This window comes from Sphaerospermopsis kisseleviana CS-549, assembly GCF_028329225.1.
GTDB lineage: Bacteria > Cyanobacteriota > Cyanobacteriia > Cyanobacteriales > Nostocaceae > Sphaerospermopsis > Sphaerospermopsis kisseleviana.
This window is the reverse complement of record NZ_JAQMTI010000017.1, coordinates 1-20,404: the sequence shown is the minus strand read 5'-3', so window position 1 is coordinate 20,404 and position 20,404 is coordinate 1. Positions and strand designations below refer to the sequence as shown.

The window sequence follows — 20,404 nt, the reverse complement described above, 5'->3', positions numbered from 1 at the left end:
TTTGAAGGGTATACCTTAAAAACTGTGCATTTTGGGTCTGATAAATTAGAAAATCTGGGGATAACAGATAGCTAAAACTATTCCCTATTCCCTATTCCCTATTCCCTGCCTCAACGAAGGGACTTTTTCAGCAAACCCTAAATAAACAAGTATGTGCTGATTTCCTGGAAATGTCGATAATTATCCACACGGAATACAATAAATGAACAGCCATTGCTTAACACCATGACAGTTATAGAACGCCATCCCTTATACACATTACCCCCTGTGAGATGGGAAAAACTGCCAGCGGATTTCCCCCTACCAGACGAACCAGTGGAAAGTAATCTTCAACCCCTCCTGGCTGCGGCTTTGCGAGAATCCTTAGAACTGGCTGGATTAATCTTAGAATCCATGCTCATTGCTTCCAATTTTGGGCTATGCGCCACAGTGGGCGACAAAACCATCGTCAAAGCCCCCGACTGGGTTTATATACCTGTAGCTCATCCCCTGCCAGAGGGAGAAGTGCGCCGGAGTTATACTCCCCACGCCGAAGGAGAACCCCCCGCCATTGTGATGGAATTTATCTCTGCTACTGAGGGGGGAGAATATTCTATTAATCCCCATTATCCCTATGGTAAATGGTATTTTTATGAACAAATTTTAAAAGTCCCTGTATATGTGATCTTCCATCCTCAAACCGGAACCTTAGATGTTTATCATTTAACAGACGGTAAATACCAGCAACAATCCCCAGATGAACAGGGAAGATTTTACCTAGCAACTTTAAACCTGTTTTTGGGTGTATGGAGAGGTAAAAAAGCAGAAATGGTAACCTTTTGGTTGCGCTGGTGGGATGAATCCGGTAATTTGCTTCTTTGGGGTTCTGAATTATTAGAACAAGAACGCCAAAGGGCTGAACAAGAACGTCAAAGGGCTGAACAAGAACGCCAAAGGGCTGAACAAGCCGAAGAGAAAGCCGCTAAATTAGCAGCAAAACTGCAAGAAATGGGGATTAATCCCGAAGAAATTTAAGGCGCGGAAATCCTCGTTTTCCTATTAGACCTGCCCGAAAATTACATAAGCATAACCTGAAACCCATTCGTAGGGACAATTCATGAATTGTCCCTACATCTTTTTCGGAGAAGTCTATTACGAATATGCGATTAGATAACTACAGTCTGGGTAACTATACCCCCGGTGCACCCTATTGGAAACAACTGTGCTGGTACTTCCTGGGATCACCTCTAGTTGAAAGTTCTTGGTTACCCATTTCATCGGTCAAAGTGCAGATACTCCGCATTTTTGGAGCTACTATTGGTCAAGGTGTGCGCCTAAAACCAAAAGTGCGGGTAAAATTTCCTTGGCGCTTAACTGTCGGTGATTATGTCTGGATTGGTGAAAATGCTTGGATAGATAACCTAGCTCATGTTACCATAGAAAGTCATGCTTGCATATCTCAAGATGTCTATCTTTGCACAGGTAATCATGACTGGAATCACCCTGATTTTGAATTAAAAATTGCCCCAATTTATATTGAGGAAGGTAGTTGGATTGCTGCTAAGTCAATAATTGGACCTGGGGTGACTGTCGGTAAAGGTGCTGTATTAACTCTGGGTGGAGTAGCTGTTAAATCATTAGCATCAATGACAATTTATGCAGGAAATCCTGCACAAGCCATTAAGCCCAGAAAGTTATAAGAAAATCGAGTGAGTCAAAACCACGCTCGGCAAAGTATCTGAGCGTGGTGGTCAGTGAGCTTGCGTTTATTTTTTCCTTCATTGGGATGCTCCCAATTTATTTCCAAATGGGGTAGAGTTTCTTATCCTGATATATATATGGATATGGCTTTTTAAAGTGGCATGACCAGTCAGAAAACTCAATCAAAACCTGTGAAAATCGCTGTAGTTGGTGATGTTCACGACCTATGGGAAGTAGAAGATGGTATCGCACTCAAGCATCTGGGTGTTGACTTAGTGCTGTTTGTGGGAGATTTTGGTAATGAGTCAGTGGATGTGGTTAGAGCGATTGCTTCCTTGGATATTCCCAAAGCAGCGGTGATGGGCAACCACGACGCATGGTACACTGCCACTGAATGGGGACGGAAAAAATGTCCTTATGACCGCACTAAGGAAGACCGGGTACAGGAACAATTAGATTTATTAGGATCTGCCCAAGTCGGTTATGGTAAATTGGATTTTCCAGATTGGAATTTAACAGTAGTGGGTAGTCGTCCTTTTACCTGGGGTGGATCAGAGTGGAGATTTGCTGATATCTGTAAACAACGGTATGGTGTCAGCAGTATGGAAGAGTCAGCAGATAAAATCGTGGAAGCGGTGAAAAGTGCAGCTTGTGAGAATATTATTTTTTTGGGTCATAATGGACCGACGGGGTTAGGCGATCGCCCTGAAGACCCCTGTGGTAAAGATTGGCATCCTATTGGTGGTGACTTTGGTGATCCTGACTTAGCAGCAGCGATTTCTCAAAGTATCAATATGAACAAAATGGTTTCTCTAGTGGCTTTTGGTCATATGCACCGAAATCTGCGCCACACTAAGAAGGTGTTAAGAAAAGCTATATTTAGAAGTCCAGAGGGAACTATTTATTTAAATGCGGCGAATGTACCCAGAATTATCTCAGAAAATGGGGGAAACCGGCGGAATTTTTCCCTGGTTGAGTTAGAGGGGGGTGTGGTAACAAAAGCTTCCCTGGTTTGGGTAGATGATGACTTCCAGGTGGTATCGGCAGAAATTTTTTATAATTCTTCTACTTTAGTATTGCCAACGGCGTAATTATAGGCTATACTGTTGTCTGTGGGTTTTTATGTTTAACAAGCTAACAGATAATTTGGAGAGGTGGCAGAGTGGTCGAATGCGCCTGACTTGAAATCAGGTGAAGTGAAAGCTTCCGGGAGTTCGAATCTCCCCCTCTCCGTTGAAGGATTTTTATCTCACGCAGAGACGCTGAGGCGCAGAGAAGAGCGCAAAATGTCCTACCAAATGGTAAAGATATGGTAGATGTAAAGGCTGGTAAACCAGTACCAACAAATCAGGAATGTTAATTTTAGAGTAAAGCGAGAAATGTTTGATAGTATTTTTGAGGCGTGAAAAATGATTGCTCTCAACACCCAAACTATATTAATAACCGGTGCAAGTAGCGGAATAGGTGCTGCTTGTGCTAAAATCTTTGGGCGTGAAAATGCAAAATTGATTTTAGCAGCGCGACGCTTAGAAAAGTTGGAAGAAAAAGCACGGGAACTTAATAAATTATATGGTGTAGAAACTCATTTACTTCAGTTGGATGTATGCGATCGCTCGGCCGTTGAATCTGCTATTACTAATTTACCACCCGAATGGTCAGAAATTGACATTTTAATCAACAACGCTGGTTTAAGTCGCGGTTTAGATAAATTATATGAAGGCGACTGCCAAGACTGGGAGGAAATGATAGATACTAATATCAAAGGTTTACTCTACCTTACCCGTTACATAGTCCCCGGAATGGTACAACGGAATAAAGGTCATGTAATTAATATCGGTTCTATTGCGGGACATCAAACTTATCCCGGTGGTAACGTTTATTGTGGCACAAAAGCCGCAGTTAAAGCTATTTCGGAAGGATTAAAATTAGATTTGTTGGGTACTCCTGTACGGGTGACTTCCGTTGATCCAGGAATGGTAGAAACAGAATTTAGTCAAGTGCGGTTTCACGGAGATACGGAACGAGCAAAAAAAGTATATCAAGGAATGCAACCTTTGACTGCTGATGATATCGCTGATGTAGTATTTTTCTGTGCTACCCGACCGGCTCACGTTAATATTAATGAAGTGATATTAATGCCAGTTGATCAAGCTAGTGCAACTTTAGTAAATCGGATTTAGGTATAATGGAATAGGTAGAATTTTCTTACCCATTACCAATTACCCATTACCAATTACCCATTACCAATTGTGCTAAGTTCACCATTACCAACTATCAACGCTCTCAAACAACCTACCAGTGATGCTTGGATAGAACAAGCGATCGCTAATTTAGATATTATTTTACTCGATCATTCTCACTGTGAACGCAAAGCCGCAGGTGTAGCGTTAAATTTTATGTTTCGTTATCCTTCAAATACTAAACTGGTGAGAGAATTAACCGCGATCGCCAAAGAAGAACTAGAACATTTTGAACTCGTCAACCAATGGTTAGAACGTCGAAATATTCCCCTTGCACCCCTTTCACCACCTCCCTATGGTGCAGGTTTAAAAGCACAAGTCAGAAAAAAAGAACCAGAACAATTTTTAGATAGTTTATTAGTTACTGGTTTAATAGAAGCACGCAGTCATGAACGTTTAGGACTTTTAGCAGCAAACTGTCCAGAACCAGAATTAGCTAAATTTTATCGTGGTTTAATGGCATCAGAAGCGCGACATTTTGGCACATATTGGGTTTTAGCAGATACCTATTTTGACAGACAAATGGTGATGCAAAGACTTGATGAATTAGCAGTTGTGGAAAGTGAAATATTAGCAACCTTGCACCCAGAACCGCGAATTCATAGTTAAAACATGATCCAATTAAAACATCATCAAATTTTAGCTCTTCTCATCTCCTAATTTTAGCCAGATTCTACCATAAGACATACCTTTATCTACCAATAGATAGTTTTATAACCTATCAAATTTGGTAACATTAAAACAGTGAGCTTGCCAAGATACAACACAAAAAAATACAAATTCAGTGCGGTTTTGTAATGTGGGCTAATTTTCGCGTGAAAGACGTACAAAATTAAACGAAAAATTTAACTAACATTTAAATATTTTTTTTAGGAATAACCCTTGGTTTTTAAGAAAGAGAGGAAAGCTATTTTCAGGTAAATAAACCACATTTTGATTTAGGTTTCGCGTCAACAATGTAGGGGCGTTCGCGAAGCGTGCTGGAAGCATCAGCATTCGGATGATAGTTTTAGGTAAAAACCGATAATTAATTGTCCGAATGCTTCGCCCTTACTGTGGCCTAAAGACTTGAATGGTAATTCCTAATAATAGATCGCCGACTTCTTTGAGAAGTCGAGGATCTGAGTATTATTTTCACGCGGGTACTACAAATTTTTCACTTCCAGCTAACCCAAACGCTGTATGAATAACTTGCAAAGCCTTCACACCCTCATCTTGTCCTACAACACAACTAATTTTAATTTCTGAAGTGGCAATCATTTGGATATTGATTTTATTTTCTGCTAAAGCTGTAAACATTTTCCCGGCAATACCTGGTTGTCCAACCATTCCCGAACCAACAATACTCACTTTAGCGATCGCCCCATCCAAAACTACCTCACCCCATCCTAACTGATCTGCAACTTGGGTTAATTTCTTTTGGGCGTTTTCTGCATCCATCCTGGCAACGGTAAAAGCAATATCCCGACGCGCAACCCCATCAACCACCCGACAGCGTTGTGATTGAATAATCATATCCACACTGATGTTATATTCTGCCAATAAACCAAACAATTTCGCCGCCATTCCTGGTTGATCGGGAACTTGACGAATAGCTAACCGCGCTTGATTCATGTCTAAAGCAACACCACGCACTGCGGGAGATTCGGGAGTTGGGGAAGATAGAACAGCAGGAGAAGCAGTAATTTCAAAAGCGTTGCAAAGTGCAGCAATAGCGCGATCGCAATCTCCCGCATCTACCAAACAACTCACCTTAACTTCACTGGTAGAAATCATTTGAATATTTACACCCGCTTCCGCCAAGGTTACAAACATTTTAGCAGCTACACCAGGACGGCCAATCATTCCCGCCCCAGAAATACTCACCTTTGCAGTATTATTTTCTACTAAAACTTCTGCTTCATCTGAATTGGGTTGATTTCTCAAAGCTGGAGCAATTGCTGAAGCTACAGCTTCCGCTCGTTTTAGTATTGGTGTATTTACGGTAAAAGCAATATCGTTACTATTACCTTCATGAATTGATTGAATAATTAAATCTACGTCTACTTGTTGACGGGAAATTTCATTAAATAACCTTGCTGCTACCCCTGGTTTATCGGGAACACGCAATAAAGATACCTTAGCCTGATCAATATCAAATTCTACCGCATCCACAGGACGAGCTAATTCTAAATTGACTAACGCCCGTTCTTGCACTTTTGGCGATGTTACCCAAGTTCCCGGTTGATCCGTCCAACTGGACCTTACCACCAAAGGAACACCATAATTTTTGGCAATTTCCACCGCACGGGGATGTAATACCTTTGCACCCAAACTAGCTAACTCCAGCATTTCATCACAGGTGATTTCTGTCATTAACTGCGCTTCCGGTACAAGGCGCGGATCTGTAGTTAAAATCCCTGGAACATCTGTATAAATTTCACAAAAATTTGCTCCCAAAGCTGCCGCCAAAGCCACTGCGGAAGTATCAGAACCACCACGCCCCAAGGTGGTAATTTCCATTGCTGTAGTGTTAGAAATTCCTTGGAAACCAGCTACAACAACGACTTTACCTAAATTAATCTGCCCCATCAAACGCTCTGTTTCAATATGCAAAATGCGAGCGCGAGTATGTTCAGCTTCAGTAACAATACCTACCTGAGCGCCAGTCATAGAAATAGCAGGTTGTCCAATTTCCTGCAAAGCCATACTTAGTAAAGCAATGGTGACTTGCTCCCCTGTGGAAAGCAGCATATCCATTTCCCGACGGTTAGGACTTTTAGAGATTTCATTAGCTAGTTTAACTAATCCATCGGTGGTTTTACCCATTGCGGAAACGACGACGACAACGGAATTTCCTGCTTGTACAGTTTTATAAACCCGTTGTGCAACCGCTTGGATACGTTCCACCGAACCAACAGATGTACCACCGTATTTTTGAACTATGAGCGCCATAACTGTAGATGTTTGAATATTCAAATTGTGCTGTGATCAATGCCTCCGTCGGGAAGCTTTGAAAATTTACCATTAATTTAGATTACTAAAATATCAGCGATTTGGATTTTCCACTCAGTAATTTAACTCTGCAATTTTACGAATTGAGGAAAAATAAGTTTAACAGCATTTTAACCTATTATATGATTGTTCTTAACCTATTTACATACTATATATAGTTATTTTAAGTAGGGGTAGGCATTATTTAGGACAAATAAACGCTGATCCGCGCAAACATGGCACAAATATCAATTAATTTCCTAGCAGGGGTTCTGATAATGACCCTGCTGGGTTTATTTATGGTGAAACACGCAACTTTTACAACTGTGAATATACATTTAATTGCATAAAATCATAAAAATTATGATTCGGCTTTACACAACTTTGGTGAACAAAATTACTATCACTACTCCTTTAGGAAGAAATTTAAACATAGTTTAATCTATTCTTTGACGGTTATTAATTTCTAGTTAATCAGCAAGTATGAACTTTATTTAAGGCTGTAATTCCATCAGGTAAAACATCCTTCAAAATGAGGCATTATGAACATTTCAACCACCATTTTTAGCCGTGCATTCACTACTTCTGTAGTAACAGCGGCCGTAGCATTTAGTCCTATTTTCACAGCAGTTGCTCAAGCTCAGACTTTGAACGGTGCAGGAGCAACTTTTCCCGCACCTCTCTATGAACGTTATGCACGGGAAGTAAGAAAGAAACATCCTGAATTAAAAATTAATTACCAAGCAATTGGTAGTGGTGGTGGTATTCGTCAAACTATAGCTGGTACTGTAGATTTTGGTGCTAGTGATGCAGCCATGACAGATGCAGATATGGCCAAGGTCAAAAATGGTGTAATTTTAGTACCTACTGCTGGTGGTGCGGTTTCGGTAGTTTACAATTTACCAGGTGTTAGCCAACTTAGATTGTCTCGTAAAACCCTACCAGCAATTTTTTCTGGACAAATTACTAACTGGAATGATCCACAAATTAAAGCTGATAACCCAGGTGTAAATTTACCAAACCAACCGATTAAATTTGCAGTTCGTGCTGATGGTAGCGGTACAACTTTCATTTTTACCAATCACTTGAGTTCTATTAATCCCTACTTTAAAGGTAGAATTGGCGCTAATACTGCACCAAGATGGAATTTACCCAACGTTTTGAGAGGAAAGGGTAATCCTGGTGTAGCTGCTTTAGTAGCTCGTACTCCTGGAGCTATTGGTTATGTTGAATATGACTACGCTACTAGAAACAAATTAAGATCAGCACAATTACAAAATAAAAAAGGAGAATTTATTGCACCTTCCTTAGCAACTGCAAATGCAGCTTTATCAGGTGTAACTTTTCCAGCTAACTATCGTGTATTTGTAGGTGATCCTAATCAGGGTTATCCTATTGTGGGTTTAACTTGGATGATGATTTATAAAAATTATCCCACTCCAGCTAAAGCAGATGCGATTAAAAAATGGATTAACTGGGTACTTAAAGATGGTCAACAATTTAATGATGACATGAATTACACAAAAATTCCTAATGATGTCGTTAATCGTGTTTTACAAACAGTGAATAGCACTGTTAAATAATTTTGCCAATTTTGTGCAGGTTGTTTGCTTAGGGTGGGGATAACCCACTCTATTAAAAAAATATTCGCTGGGTTTTTATTAAATATGACTCAATCATTTCCACCTCATGATCATAATCCATCACCTGACCTTAGTTTTAGTGATGAAAAAATTAACTTAACTGTTACTGGTGGATTAAATTTTAGATTTGATCAAGGATTTACTTTTCTAGTTTATTTGTTTGCTGCCATTACTGTAGCAATTTTATTTGTCATGACTTGGGTAATTTTTCAAGAAGCTAAACCAGCGGTTTTTCAATTTGGTTTAGGGTTTATCTGGAGTCAAGAATGGGATACAGGCAATCAAGTTTTTGGGGCATTACCTTATATTTATGGTACTTTGGTAAGTAGTGCGATCGCTATTTTATTGACTGTGCCTATAGGAATATCAGTCGCCCTAGTAACGAGTGAAGACTTTTTACCATTAGTAGTCAGAAATATTATTGCTTTTGTAGTAGAATTAATTGCTGCAATTCCCAGTGTAATTATCGGTTTATGGGGAATTTTTGTATTTATTCCCATTATCGAACCCTTTGAACAATGGTTAGGTAAAACTTTTAATTTTATCCCCTTGTTTAATACTGAATATCCCACAGGTAATAATATGTTAACGGCGGGAATTATTCTTTCGATTATGATTTTACCAACAATGGCGGCTATTTCTCGTGATGTTTTGATGGTTGTTCCTAAAGAATTACGCAGTGCATCTATGGCTTTAGGTAGCACTCGTTGGGAAACCATTTTTCGGGTGTTATTACCAGCAGGTTTTTCAGGAATGGTAAGTGCAGCAATGTTAGCTTTAGGCCGCGCACTTGGTGAAACAATGGCAGTCACAATGGTAATTGGTAACTCGGCTCAAATTAGTCTATCTTTACTTGATCCAGCTTATACAATTCCCGCTGTTCTAGCTAATGAATTTGCCGAAGCTGAACCTGGTTTACATATTGGTTCATTGAGTTATTTAGGTTTGATTTTGTTTGTTTTAACCTTAGCAGTTAATATCGGTGCTGTGCTATTAGTGCAATGGGTACGCAAGAAAAATTCTTAGTAAGCATTAAGTCATCAGTTATCAGCTTTCAAATATAGACAAACAGATTGCTCATAAATTCAGAAACATCTCAAAAAATCCCAAATCTAAAATTCAAAATCCAAAATCCCATGAGTAGCTATATAAATCCAGAAAATATTGAATCTTTATCTAAAGAATTACTCAGCCCGCTACCAACTCAGAGGCGTTTGTTTAGCTATGCCATGAATGGTTTATCATTCATATTGAGTTTGTTGGCATTGTTTCCACTAGCATCAATTTTGTGGGAAATTATATCAAGGGGAATTTCTGGGTTAAAATCAGAAATGTTTTACCTTCCACTGATTGAAAATGGTTTTGCTAATGCCATTATTGGTACTATTATTATGGTTAGTTTTGGGGCATTATTAAGCATTCCCATAGGGATAATGACCGGCATATTTTTAGCAGAATTTGGTAAAACTAATAAAATTACTAATTTTGTGCGGTTTCTAACTTCTATCCTCACAGGTGTACCTTCAATTGTTGTAGGAATGTTTGCCTATGGAGTCGTTGTTTTAATTACTAAAAAATTTAGCGCCTTTGCTGGTGGTTTTGCTTTATCTGTGATTATGTTACCAATAATTGCCTTAACAACAGAGGAAGCATTAAAACTAATTCCCACTCAACAACGTTTAGCTTCTGCTGCATTAGGAGGAACAAGATTTCAAACTACATTTAGGGTTGTTGTCAAATCAGCAATTCCCGGAATTACTACAGGTATTGCATTAGCGATCGCCCGTGCATCAGGTGAAACAGCACCATTACTTTTCACAGCTTTATTTAGTCAAAACTGGTCCGATAGTTTAATGAGTCCGACTGCTTCTTTACCTGTATTAATTTTCAATCTTTACAATAATCCTGACCCAGAAATTAACAAATTAGTTTGGACGACTTCTATCATTTTATTGAGTTTAGTTTTGTTCTTTAGTCTCATCTCTCGTTTATTAAGTAGTAAAAGCAGATTCAAGTAATTGTTAATTGTTTCACCCATACTTTTCACCGTTTTTTATCACTAAAATAATCATGAGTAACCTAATTCCAGCAATCAAAATTAAAAACCTAAGTTTTTATTATGGTAATTACAAAGCTATCGAAGGCATATCATTAGATATTTATAAGAACCAAGTTACTGCACTCATTGGTCCTAGTGGTTGCGGAAAATCTACCTTCATTAAAACCTTAAACCGGATTAGTGAATTAGAAGGTAAAGTCAAAGTTGAAGGAAGCATAGAATTTTATGAACAAAATATCTATGACCCCCGCATTAATATTAATCGTTTGCGGCGAGAAATTGGCATGGTATTTCAAAAGCCAAATCCTTTTCCCATGAGTATTTATGAAAATGTTGCTTATGGTGTGAGAATTGCTGGTCAATGTCCCAAATTTAAATTAGATCAAATAGTGGAATCGGCGCTCAAAGGTGCAGCACTTTGGGATGAAGTGAAAGATAAACTTAACACATCTGCATTAGGTCTTTCTGGTGGACAGCAACAACGTTTATGTATTGCGCGTGCTTTAGCAGTGAAACCAAAAGTTTTATTAATGGATGAACCTTGTTCAGCCTTAGATCCTATTGCTACATTGAAAGTTGAAGAATTGATTCATAGCTTGCGATCTGAGTTAACAATAGTGATTGTGACTCATAATATGCAGCAAGCAACCCGCGTTTCTGATTTTACTGCTTTCTTTAGCACCGATGAAAGTAGGATCGGGCAAATGGTAGAATTTGGTGATACAAGTCAAATCTTTCGTAATCCATTAGATGAGCGTACCCGTGATTATGTTGCAGGACGCTTTGGTTAATGGGATTTTAGATTTTAGATTTTAGATTTTGGATTTGGGATTTGGGATTGTGAAATATTACAGGAGATATAGGTCAGATTTTTATCTGAGTTTTTTGATGATCTATTCTCATCAAACAGAAAACCGCTATCAGGACTGTTGATTTTCGGTTGTTAATTTTGAATTTTGATTTCCCCATTAATTAACGTGACGCACCAAGCTTTAAAATAAAGCAATGTGAGTCAAGGAGTTTTGAGCCTGTCTACCAAAACCAGAATCCTTACTCCAAAATCCAAAATCCAAAATCCAAAATTGTCATGACTCATTCCACTGATATTCTTACCTTAGCCCGTTGGATGGCCGCTGATTTTAGTAATCAAGCTCAAGTGTTTGAAAATCCGGCTTTTTACGCCCATATTCGTGTCTGTATGCGTCCTCTCCCTTATGGGTTGTTATCGGGGGTGAGTTTTTTTGTAGAACAGGCTTATGATTATATGCTCAATGACCCTTATCGGTTGCGGGTATTGAAGTTAGTGACAGAGGGTGAGAAAATCCTGATTGAAAACTACACGGTAAAAGAGGAAAAAGACTTTTTCGGTGCATCCCGTGATTTAGGAAGGTTATATCAGTTAAATAGCGATCGCCTGGAAAAACTTTCTGGTTGTAACATGATTGTAGAGTGGACTGGGAATTGTTTTAGAGGTCACGTTGAACCAGGTAAAGGTTGTATCGTCGTCCGCAAAGGACAAAGAACTTACTTGGATAGTAAATTTGAAATTGATGGAGATAAGTTCATCAGTTGGGACAAAGGACGAGATCCAGACACCGATCAGCATCTTTGGGGTTCTGTCGCAGGTCCATTTCACTTTGTGCGCTGGGGTAATTTTGCAGATGAGGTGAAGTTATCTTGAATAGGTGACAGGTGACAGGTGACAGGTGACAGTTAAGAAGTTAAAAGGGAATAGGGAATAGGGAATAGGGGAGGTAGGGGAAGTTAATAACCCAATCACCAATCACCAATCACCAATCACCAAAAAATTTTTTCCCCAGGGGATGCAATTTGGGAATAAAGGTGATAATATAAGTAATTGTGAGTGCGGCGACATAGCCAAGTGGTAAGGCAGAGGTCTGCAAAACCTTTATCCCCCAGTTCGAATCTGGGTGTCGCCTTTGAGAGAAAACAGCCAAAACCAAGCAATTCAAGGCTTTTAATAATCATTACAGGGACGGGTTTTATGCTCGTCCTTTGTTGTTTGGGATAAATTTGGGGTAATTTTGGGGTAAGTCTGCCTTTAGCCATAAGACAACTGTCTTTAGTGCTATTTTCTGCTGTACAAATATGTTGGCAATGTTGTATATTTGACGTTGCATAGTCTGAATAGCAACATATATATGTAATATGGCAGAAAAAGTATTAGTTGAGTTTGCTTTAGAAGATGGAACAACTTTTTTAGTAGAAGTTGAAGAATCAGAAGATACATCTACTGCTATTGAGAAAGTGGCACTACCTTCTGGTAAGGAAATTGCCAAAGCGCAAAAAACATTTTCGGAAGCGATAGATAATATTAAGCCTGTGGTGGCTAGTCTGAATAATAAATTTAAAGATTTAGGTCCGAAAGAAATGGAAGTTAAGTTTGGTGTCAAACTCAGTGCTGATGCTGGCGCTATATTAACTTCTGTGGGTGGGGAAGTTACCTTTGAAGTAACTGTTAAGTGGAATAAAGACTAAGATTTACAGCTTCCATGTCAACAGCAAATTATTTTGTAACTTGTAAAAGTGCGATCGCTCGCATTTATAATAAAAACGGTAAAGTTATCGGTGCTGGTTTTTTGGTGAGTCAGTACCATTTGCTTACCTGCGCTCATGTGGTGAAAGCCGCTTTGGGTATTATCACTAACATACAAGAATCACCAGATGGCATTATAGAACTTGATTTTCCCCTGATTGCACCTGGACAAAAATTAAAAGCTAAGGTTGTATTTTGGCAACCTGTGAACCCAGGACAAAGTAAGGAAGATATTGCTGGGTTACAGATAGAGGAAACTTTACCAATGGGCGTAAGTCCTGTAAAACTTGTCACTACATCAGATTATTGGCAGCATAAATTTCGCATTTTTGGCTTTCCCCAAGGACATGATACTGGTGTTTGGGCTGATGGTGAACTGCGTGATGTCCAAGCTACTCGCTGGATACAGATAGAAGCAATTAAAGTTACTGGATATCAAATTGAACCGGGTTTTAGTGGTTCTCCTATTTGGGATGAAACATTACAGGGAGTTGTGGGAATGGCCGTGGCCGCAGAGAAAAAGCGAGAGGGTGTGAAAGCGGCATTTATGATACCGACAACTGTGTTAGTTGAAGCTTGGAGTTTTTTAAATCTGATTAATATTTTAACTACTAATCCTAATACATCTATCACTTCAGCTATTCAAACAGCTTATCAGACTTGCTGTTTAGAAAACCCACCGCAAAAGATACCCACCACAATAGAAGCTATTGTTCAAGATTTATATGATCTAGATAAAATCAATTTAGATAGTAAAGTCAAATTTAATCCTAACGGACATACAGCAAAATTTATAAAATCTTTAATTACTTTAATTACTAATGATCATATTCTTCAAACAACGTTAAAAGATTTAAGAAAATGGGGAAGTAATAATATAGAAAATTTTGATAAACTGATTCAAGATGTTAATCAACAGGATAGAAATACTGATATTAACGGGGAATCATACATATTAATTAAAATAGAACCTTTAAAAATAACAGCAAGATCAAGAGCAAAAAATCCCAAGTTTAAAATTAGTGGTTGGGTTATTCCTAATATTCAAAATATTCAAAATTATATAATAGATAGCTCATACTATCATACAATTGATATTTGTGATTCTCATGATAAAAATTTTCAAATTCAGGATATCCCCGGAATTTTAAATTCTCTCTTGACCGAAAAAATAAATGTTTCTCTAGAAAAACATATAAATATAGTATTTTTTCTACCTAAAGAATATCTTACTTATCCTGTTGAACAATGGAAAATAAATGATTTTGGTGAAACAAGTCCTATTGGTGAGAAGTACAGAGTAATTGTTCGAGATGTAGAACGATTAGACAAACAATATCTGAGAGTCAAAAAACAACAGTGGATTGACAAATGGAAGAAATTACAGAATATAAACTGTAATAATTTTCAAAAAATACATGAATATGATGCTAACAGTTTTTCTGCTTTTGTAAATCAAGCAATTGGTATTATTTTAAATATATTTGATGACCATATCAAAAATGATACTGATAAAATTTATAAAATTTTTGGTTCATTACAGAGTAATGTAATTCCTTTAGCTATATGTCATAGAGATAAAATTTCTTTAACAGATTATCAAAATAGAGAAAATCATGATTTAAACTGCGGTATTTATGAATTACTAGAAAATGTGAGAATAAACCGCTTAGAATCACGAATTAATAATAGTAATAATCATCTATTAGGAAATGATGTTATTCTCATTTGTGAAAATCCTTATATTTTAACACCTGAATCTAACCCAATCATTATCAACAATTAGGTAATAACTATGACTAACGACTGGCAAATATTTAAAGGCAATAATGAAGTAAATCAAAAGTGGATAAAGGAGGGTTCTAAACTTCCAGCACCACCAAGTTGGCGAGATTTTAATAATAGTGAAAGTGACCCCAAAAAAAGACGCGCTGAGACATTTCAAGCCCGTCCAGAAGAGGTAGAATTAGTCAATGCGGCTTTATATTTACGACGACCTTTATTAGTAACAGGTAAACCAGGAACAGGTAAAACTTCTTTAGCCTATGCTGTCGCTTATGAATTAGGATTAGGAGAAGTGTTACATTGGCCAATTACCACACGCACCACATTAAAAGATGGTCTTTATAATTATGATGCCATAGGCAGATTACAAGATGCAAAAGAAAAGGATAATGTAGATAAACTTGGTAAATATTTGAATCTAGGATTATTAGATGAGGCAATACAACATTTACAAGATGTAAAAGATAAAAAATCTAAAGATAATCTAGCAGACATTGGTAAATATATTAATTTGGGTTCACTAGGAACAGCTTTACTACCATCTGATAAACCCAGAGTTTTATTAATTGATGAAATTGATAAAAGTGATATTGATTTACCTAATGATTTATTGCATATTTTTGAAGAGGGAGAGTTTGAAATACCGGAATTAAGGCGCATAGCTGATAAATTAGATCAGGTAGAAGTACAAACAGCAGATAAAGATGGAAAAGCTACTATTAAACAAGGTAGGGTTCGCTGTACATCTTTTCCTTTTGTGATTTTAACCAGTAATGGTGAACGAGATTTTCCTCCTCCTTTTTTAAGACGTTGTATTAGATTGGATATTCAAGAACCTAATCAAGAAGAATTAGAACGGATAGTTAAAGCACATCTACAGTTAGATGATAAACTATCTAAAGAAGCAAATTATGACGGTAACTACACCTATTGTAATGGAGTAAAAGGAGTTTATAGAGGAGAAACCACAGAAGTAGGCAGTTTTCAAGTAGCAAATGAATTTGGGTTATATGATATGCACGGCAATGTGTGGGAGTGGTGTGAAGATGATTGGCATAATAATTATGAAAATGCACCTGCGGATGGTAGCGCATGGATAAGCGGCGAGTCTAATAATAATAAAAAGGTGCTGCGCGGTGGTTCTTGGCTCTACTTTCCTGACTATTGCCGTTCGGCGCGTCGCTTCTCTTATGTTGCGGGCTTCGACGGCAACGACCTCGGTTTTCGTGTTGTGTGTGGTGCTGCGTGGACTTTGTAGCCCTTTATACTCTTGCCCTTTTGCCCTTTACCCTTCTTTCCTTTATCCTTAGCGAGCGAAGCGAGCTTTAAAAAATTTTTTTGAATTTTTACCCTTTTGAGCAAAGATGAACGAATTACCAATTATTCAAAAAACCTACGATTTAATTAAGTGGTATGTGCCTATTCTTAACCGCCTACCACAGAATCATAAATTTATGCTAGGTAATAGGATAATTACTGGACTTTACGATTTATTAGACGCTTTAATTATTGCTAAATATGCTGTTGATAAAGTAGAGCAATTACAGTCATTAAATAGTAAACTAGATATATTACGTCAATTAAAATAAATTATCCTGTTAATCCTAAAATCCTGGACATCCTGATTCTGACATAATTACTTATTTTCTATTAATTTTCTAACAATGCCCAAAACTATTATTAATCGCCATAAAAAAACCGCCCGATATTTTATAGAAAACTTAGGAAACGGCATTGAATTAGAAATGGTGCTAATTCCTGGGGGAACTTTCATCATGGGTTCACCAGAAAATGAAGAGGGAAGTGGTAGCAGCGAAAGACCGCAACACAAAGTCACCATCAAGCCCTTTTCAATGGGCAAATATCCCATTACCCAGGCACAATGGCAAGCGGTAGCACAGTTACCTCAAGTCAACCAAGAACTAAAACCAGACCCATCGGAATTTAAAGGAGCAAAACGCCCTGTAGAAAGTCACAAAGTGCAAGCTTTTTGAGGATCATAGCACCTAAAACCAGGCGGGCAGCGCCGGAATGATATCAATTAATCTGCATCTCGATTTCTAGCTGATTTTGTTGATTTACCACCAGCATTGCGAACATTCATAACTTTACTCAGTAAATCAAACCAAAAGGGCGCTCCCATTGCAATAGCTACACCACTGACTATCCAACCAGATAACATGGTTAATAAACTGATTATAGGTACGCTATTGATCTTCGTTGGATTCCAACCAATTTGATCTTCTAAGTTTTCATTTGTCCAACCTATTGGTAAACTAATTTCCTCTAAAATCTCCTTAGTGTCAAGATTTTTGAGGTTGGAAGGATCAGATTGTTGATCTATAGTTTGCACAGCTTTATAAACAATTGCTTCTCGCAAAACTGTATCTTTCGATAAGCGATCAATGATATGAAATGTATCAGCATTAGCACCAAAAGCGAGGAGAATACCAATTAAAATAGCGACTCCTTTAGCATTTCGTTTGTAAACACCACCTGCTCTTTGCATAGAACTATCAAAAGAATTCTCAATTTCTCTCCGTAATATTTCAATACCTTCCTCTGTACTTTTAGCCTTGTATTGCGCTCGCTTGGCTATGTTAGCAATATTTCTCTTCATGCCATCTGGTAAGGTATCTATTAATTCTTTAATGGTTTTATGGCTTTGACTATTTTTATCTTTAAGAGTGATTTGAATTTCCTCAACAACAGTATTACTTGTGTCTAGTAATTGGACAAGTTCGTTCATGTTAGGTTTTAAACCACCGATGATAATTGCTTCTTCAACACTGGGAAAAATGTGTTTTTGTAAAGCTTGCAGTCGCTTCCAAGTTTCTATTAGTATGGGATTTTCATTTTCTATATTCGCCTGAAAGTTATTGATGTATTTATCCAAGCTATCCTGCATCTGACTAACGCTTGTATTTATATCAAACTTGTACTTTTTAAAATCTTTAACAATTTCTGTATATTCTGAAGTGAGAGTTGCTAAATCATCTTTAATATCCTGGGCAATATACTTTGGTAATTCTGTTTCTTGGATTTGTCTGAGTGAGCGAGTTAAAATTGTTTGTAATTCTTGTAACCTTTGGTTTTTAAATTTTTCTAGTCTTACTTCTGTTAGACTATGGATGATTTGTGGCAGTTGTAATTCTTCTAAAAGACTGGTAGCGAAAGTATCACTCTGAATATAAGAAGGCGCACTTTTATCTTGATTAAAAGTCTTATGATTTACCTGTGATTTATTTATTGTTTTTCCGATCTTACTAGTTATATCACCCATAAACCAAGTGAATTTTCTTGGTAACTGGGATAAAATGCCTTTAGCTTCTTGGTTAATACTTTTAATTAAAGGATTGCTATAAATTTTGTTGACCATATCAATTATATCCTTGGCTTCTGAATTTTTAACATCTCCAGCCAAGAAAATTTCGATTGATTTTTTTAAATGTGCAGCACGCCATTGCAGGATTGTAGCAATCAATTCTTGAATTTCGGAAGCTAACAAGCTTAAAATCAGGTAAATAAAAATTAAACCCAGGGCGATATCTAAAATGACAGGTAGGCGCATTTTCCAAACTCCTTCAGCGTAATTGACCAATTTAACCTTGTATTCTTTATATCATTTAATTGGCAAAAATCTTGTTAAATTGTTTAAAAAATAACTAAAAAATTTTTATGCAAAAAATTATTATTTTTCAGAGAAAACTGAGGTAATTTGGGATCTAGCCATTGCTTGTGAAAATAGTTTGTGAAGGTATGGCAAAATTGGAGATTCGCTCTGGTCTCTATGAAATCAAACCAGTGAGTAAAATGATTAGCATAGAATATGCAAGAAGGACGCTATATTGGGACTCATCTAGAAAAACAGCATCGCACCTCTGGCAGATGGATGGATGGACTATGGTTAATAGGATTGCTATTGGTGGCAATATTGCTGTTTAGCATCAATCTTGGCGGACTGCCGCTCACAGATTGGGATGAAGGGACTGTGGCACAAGTTGCTAAAGAAATTTGGCGTGCCAAAGCAGGTTCTATGCACTGGCTTTACCCTACCTTGGGAGGTGAACCATACTATAACAAGCCTCCCCTCATGCACTGGCTAATTGCTTGGGCTTACTCCCTGGGTGGTGTGAATGAATGGACAACTCGCCTACCTGGAGCTATGCTGACAGCTATTTCTGTGCCTTTGCTGTATTGTATTGGTAGAGAAATATTTCGCCTCCGTTGGGCTGCGGTTTATAGCGCCTTGATTTATCTGACGATGTTGCCAGTAGTGCGTCATGGCAGATTAGCAACGCTAGATGGCGTAGTGGTAAGTTTGTTAATGGTGATGATTTTCTGTGTGTTGCGATCGCGCCGAGACTTGCGTTATTGTCTTGGTGTCGGTATCAGTTTTGGGCTGATTTGCCTAACTAAAGGCATAGTGGGCATATTTTTAGGTGCTATTGTTGTAGTTTTTCTCTTTTGGGATACACCAAGATTACTCACCAGTTACTATCTGTGGACAGGAATCTTCATCGGTATTTTACCAGTATTGGGTTGGTATGTTGCCCAACTACTGCGCTATGGTTATCCTTTCTCTCAAATTGATTTAGACGATCAAGCCTGGAATCAGATTGCTGCTGCTAATGGTCAGCCTGAAGCTTCTTGGTATTATTTCCTAGAAATTCTCAAATGGACATGGCCTTGGCTGGTATTTTTACCGCAAACTGTGGGCTTTACCTGGGAAAATCGCAATTTTAGCTGGGCGAAACTCATCCTAGTTTGGAGTAGTGTGTATTTACTACTTATTTCTCTGGTTAGCGTCAAACAGCCTTGGTATATTTTACCAATTTATCCCAGCTTTGCTTTAGCCTGTGGTTTCTTTTTAACTCAGAGTGAGAATTGGCGTTTATTCTCATCCTATCCCCGTGCTTGGATAACCAGTTTTGCAGTCTTGGCTTTGGTAGCGTCTGCGGCTAGTATTTATCTAAGTTGGGGTAGTGCAGGTACAACAGACTTGCAGATGATTTTGGCCGCCGTAGCTTTGACTATGACTTTAGCAGCAATTTTGGCAGAACGAGGCGATCGGCAATTTTGGCAAATTTTAATTTGGGGAAGTTATATTTCTTTGTTGTTGTTGATCAAATCTGACTACTGGATGTGGGAACTAGGAGAAGCTTATCCAGTCAAGCCTGTGGCAGCAATGATAGCACGTGCCAATCCGGCAGTTCAGAAAATCTACACATCTTTTCCTTACCCTCGTTCATCCTTGAATTTTTATAGCGATCGCACCATTATTCCTGCTTCCCCCGGCGATCTGCAATATCATTGGCAGTATGATGTGCATCCCTATTTGCTTGTGAATGCTTCTGCTTTAGAAAATCTCCAATTCCCATCTCTTCAAGTAGTGGGAAAATCCGCCGGTTGGCAATTGATTACAAAAGACACTCAGTAAATCATCCAGGCAGGAGGCAGGAGGCAG

17 protein-coding genes, 2 tRNA genes and 1 pseudogene are annotated in these 20,404 nt (G+C 38.0%); 18 read left to right on the top strand and 2 right to left on the bottom strand.

The genetic code is table 11. The features are described from left to right. The first annotated feature begins 225 nt into the window (after positions 1–225). From PN497_RS01025 to miaE, 6 genes are all read left to right on the top strand, one after another. Positions 226–1,014: a Uma2 family endonuclease gene (locus PN497_RS01025; protein WP_096571447.1), complete on the top strand. Its 789-nt coding sequence runs from the start codon at positions 226–228 to the stop codon at positions 1,012–1,014. A gap of 125 nt (positions 1,015–1,139) precedes the next feature. Beyond that, positions 1,140–1,679, top strand: coding sequence for a WcaF family extracellular polysaccharide biosynthesis acetyltransferase (locus PN497_RS01020; protein WP_096571449.1), 540 nt, complete (start codon positions 1,140–1,142; stop codon positions 1,677–1,679). Between the two features lie 162 nt (positions 1,680–1,841). Next, the gene (locus tag PN497_RS01015) at positions 1,842–2,771 is read left to right on the top strand and encodes a TIGR04168 family protein (protein ID WP_096571451.1); all 930 of its coding nucleotides are present in this window, start codon (positions 1,842–1,844) and stop codon (positions 2,769–2,771) included. 57 nt (positions 2,772–2,828) lie between these two features. Beyond that, a tRNA-Ser gene (locus PN497_RS01010) sits at positions 2,829–2,913 on the top strand. A 176-nt stretch (positions 2,914–3,089) separates the two neighbouring features. Further along, positions 3,090–3,860: an SDR family oxidoreductase gene (locus tag PN497_RS01005; RefSeq protein WP_096571453.1), complete on the top strand. Its 771-nt coding sequence runs from the start codon at positions 3,090–3,092 to the stop codon at positions 3,858–3,860. A gap of 69 nt (positions 3,861–3,929) precedes the next feature. Beyond that, entirely contained in the window at positions 3,930–4,529 is a 600-nt protein-coding gene (miaE, locus tag PN497_RS01000; protein WP_096571455.1) for a tRNA-(ms[2]io[6]A)-hydroxylase, read from the top strand. A gap of 525 nt (positions 4,530–5,054) precedes the next feature. On the opposite strand, the gene PN497_RS00995 is transcribed toward miaE, so the two are convergent. Then, complete coding sequence (locus PN497_RS00995) at positions 5,055–6,854, bottom strand: aspartate kinase (protein WP_096571457.1); 1,800 nt, start codon at positions 6,852–6,854, stop codon at positions 5,055–5,057. Between the two features lie 581 nt (positions 6,855–7,435). Here PN497_RS00995 and pstS point away from each other — a divergent pair. From pstS to PN497_RS00940, 11 genes and pseudogenes are all read left to right on the top strand, one after another. Beyond that, positions 7,436–8,476, top strand: a complete 1,041-nt coding sequence (gene pstS, locus PN497_RS00990) for a phosphate ABC transporter substrate-binding protein PstS (RefSeq protein ID WP_096571459.1) — start codon at positions 7,436–7,438, stop codon at positions 8,474–8,476. Between the two features lie 84 nt (positions 8,477–8,560). Further along, on the top strand, positions 8,561–9,562 hold the full coding sequence (gene pstC / locus PN497_RS00985) for a phosphate ABC transporter permease subunit PstC (RefSeq protein WP_096571461.1): 1,002 nt from the start codon (positions 8,561–8,563) through the stop codon (positions 9,560–9,562). A 110-nt stretch (positions 9,563–9,672) separates the two neighbouring features. Next, positions 9,673–10,554, top strand: coding sequence for a phosphate ABC transporter permease PstA (pstA, locus tag PN497_RS00980; RefSeq protein WP_096571463.1), 882 nt, complete (start codon positions 9,673–9,675; stop codon positions 10,552–10,554). Positions 10,555–10,606: 52 nt separating this feature from the next. Next, positions 10,607–11,386, top strand: coding sequence for a phosphate ABC transporter ATP-binding protein PstB (gene pstB, locus PN497_RS00975; protein ID WP_096571465.1), 780 nt, complete (start codon positions 10,607–10,609; stop codon positions 11,384–11,386). Between the two features lie 296 nt (positions 11,387–11,682). Further along, positions 11,683–12,276: a chromophore lyase CpcT/CpeT gene (locus PN497_RS00970; RefSeq protein WP_096571467.1), complete on the top strand. Its 594-nt coding sequence runs from the start codon at positions 11,683–11,685 to the stop codon at positions 12,274–12,276. A gap of 187 nt (positions 12,277–12,463) precedes the next feature. Further along, positions 12,464–12,535 (top strand) — tRNA-Cys (locus tag PN497_RS00965). 229 nt (positions 12,536–12,764) lie between these two features. Continuing rightward, entirely contained in the window at positions 12,765–13,094 is a 330-nt protein-coding gene (locus PN497_RS00960) for a CU044_2847 family protein (RefSeq protein WP_096571469.1), read from the top strand. Between the two features lie 14 nt (positions 13,095–13,108). Next, entirely contained in the window at positions 13,109–14,938 is a 1,830-nt protein-coding gene (locus tag PN497_RS00955) for a trypsin-like peptidase domain-containing protein (protein WP_096571471.1), read from the top strand. A 9-nt stretch (positions 14,939–14,947) separates the two neighbouring features. Next, a complete protein-coding gene (locus PN497_RS00950; protein WP_096571473.1) occupies positions 14,948–16,195 on the top strand; it encodes an SUMF1/EgtB/PvdO family nonheme iron enzyme in 1,248 nt (415 codons plus the stop codon). Positions 16,196–16,301: 106 nt separating this feature from the next. After that, positions 16,302–16,514: pseudogene (avd, locus tag PN497_RS00945) on the top strand (diversity-generating retroelement protein Avd); the annotation flags it as partial. Positions 16,515–16,601: 87 nt separating this feature from the next. Beyond that, on the top strand, positions 16,602–16,931 hold the full coding sequence (locus PN497_RS00940; RefSeq protein WP_096571475.1) for a formylglycine-generating enzyme family protein: 330 nt from the start codon (positions 16,602–16,604) through the stop codon (positions 16,929–16,931). A 47-nt stretch (positions 16,932–16,978) separates the two neighbouring features. On the opposite strand, the gene PN497_RS00935 is transcribed toward PN497_RS00940, so the two are convergent. Continuing rightward, positions 16,979–18,508 carry a hypothetical protein gene (locus PN497_RS00935; RefSeq protein WP_096571477.1) on the bottom strand — a complete coding sequence of 510 codons (1,530 nt, stop codon included), beginning with the start codon at positions 18,506–18,508 and terminating at the stop codon, positions 16,979–16,981. Positions 18,509–18,766: 258 nt separating this feature from the next. Between PN497_RS00935 and PN497_RS00930 the strand changes: the two genes are divergently transcribed. After that, positions 18,767–20,377 (top strand): ArnT family glycosyltransferase, encoded by a 1,611-nt coding sequence (locus PN497_RS00930; RefSeq protein WP_096571479.1) that lies wholly within the window; start codon positions 18,767–18,769, stop codon positions 20,375–20,377. Positions 20,378–20,404: the final 27 nt, after the last annotated feature.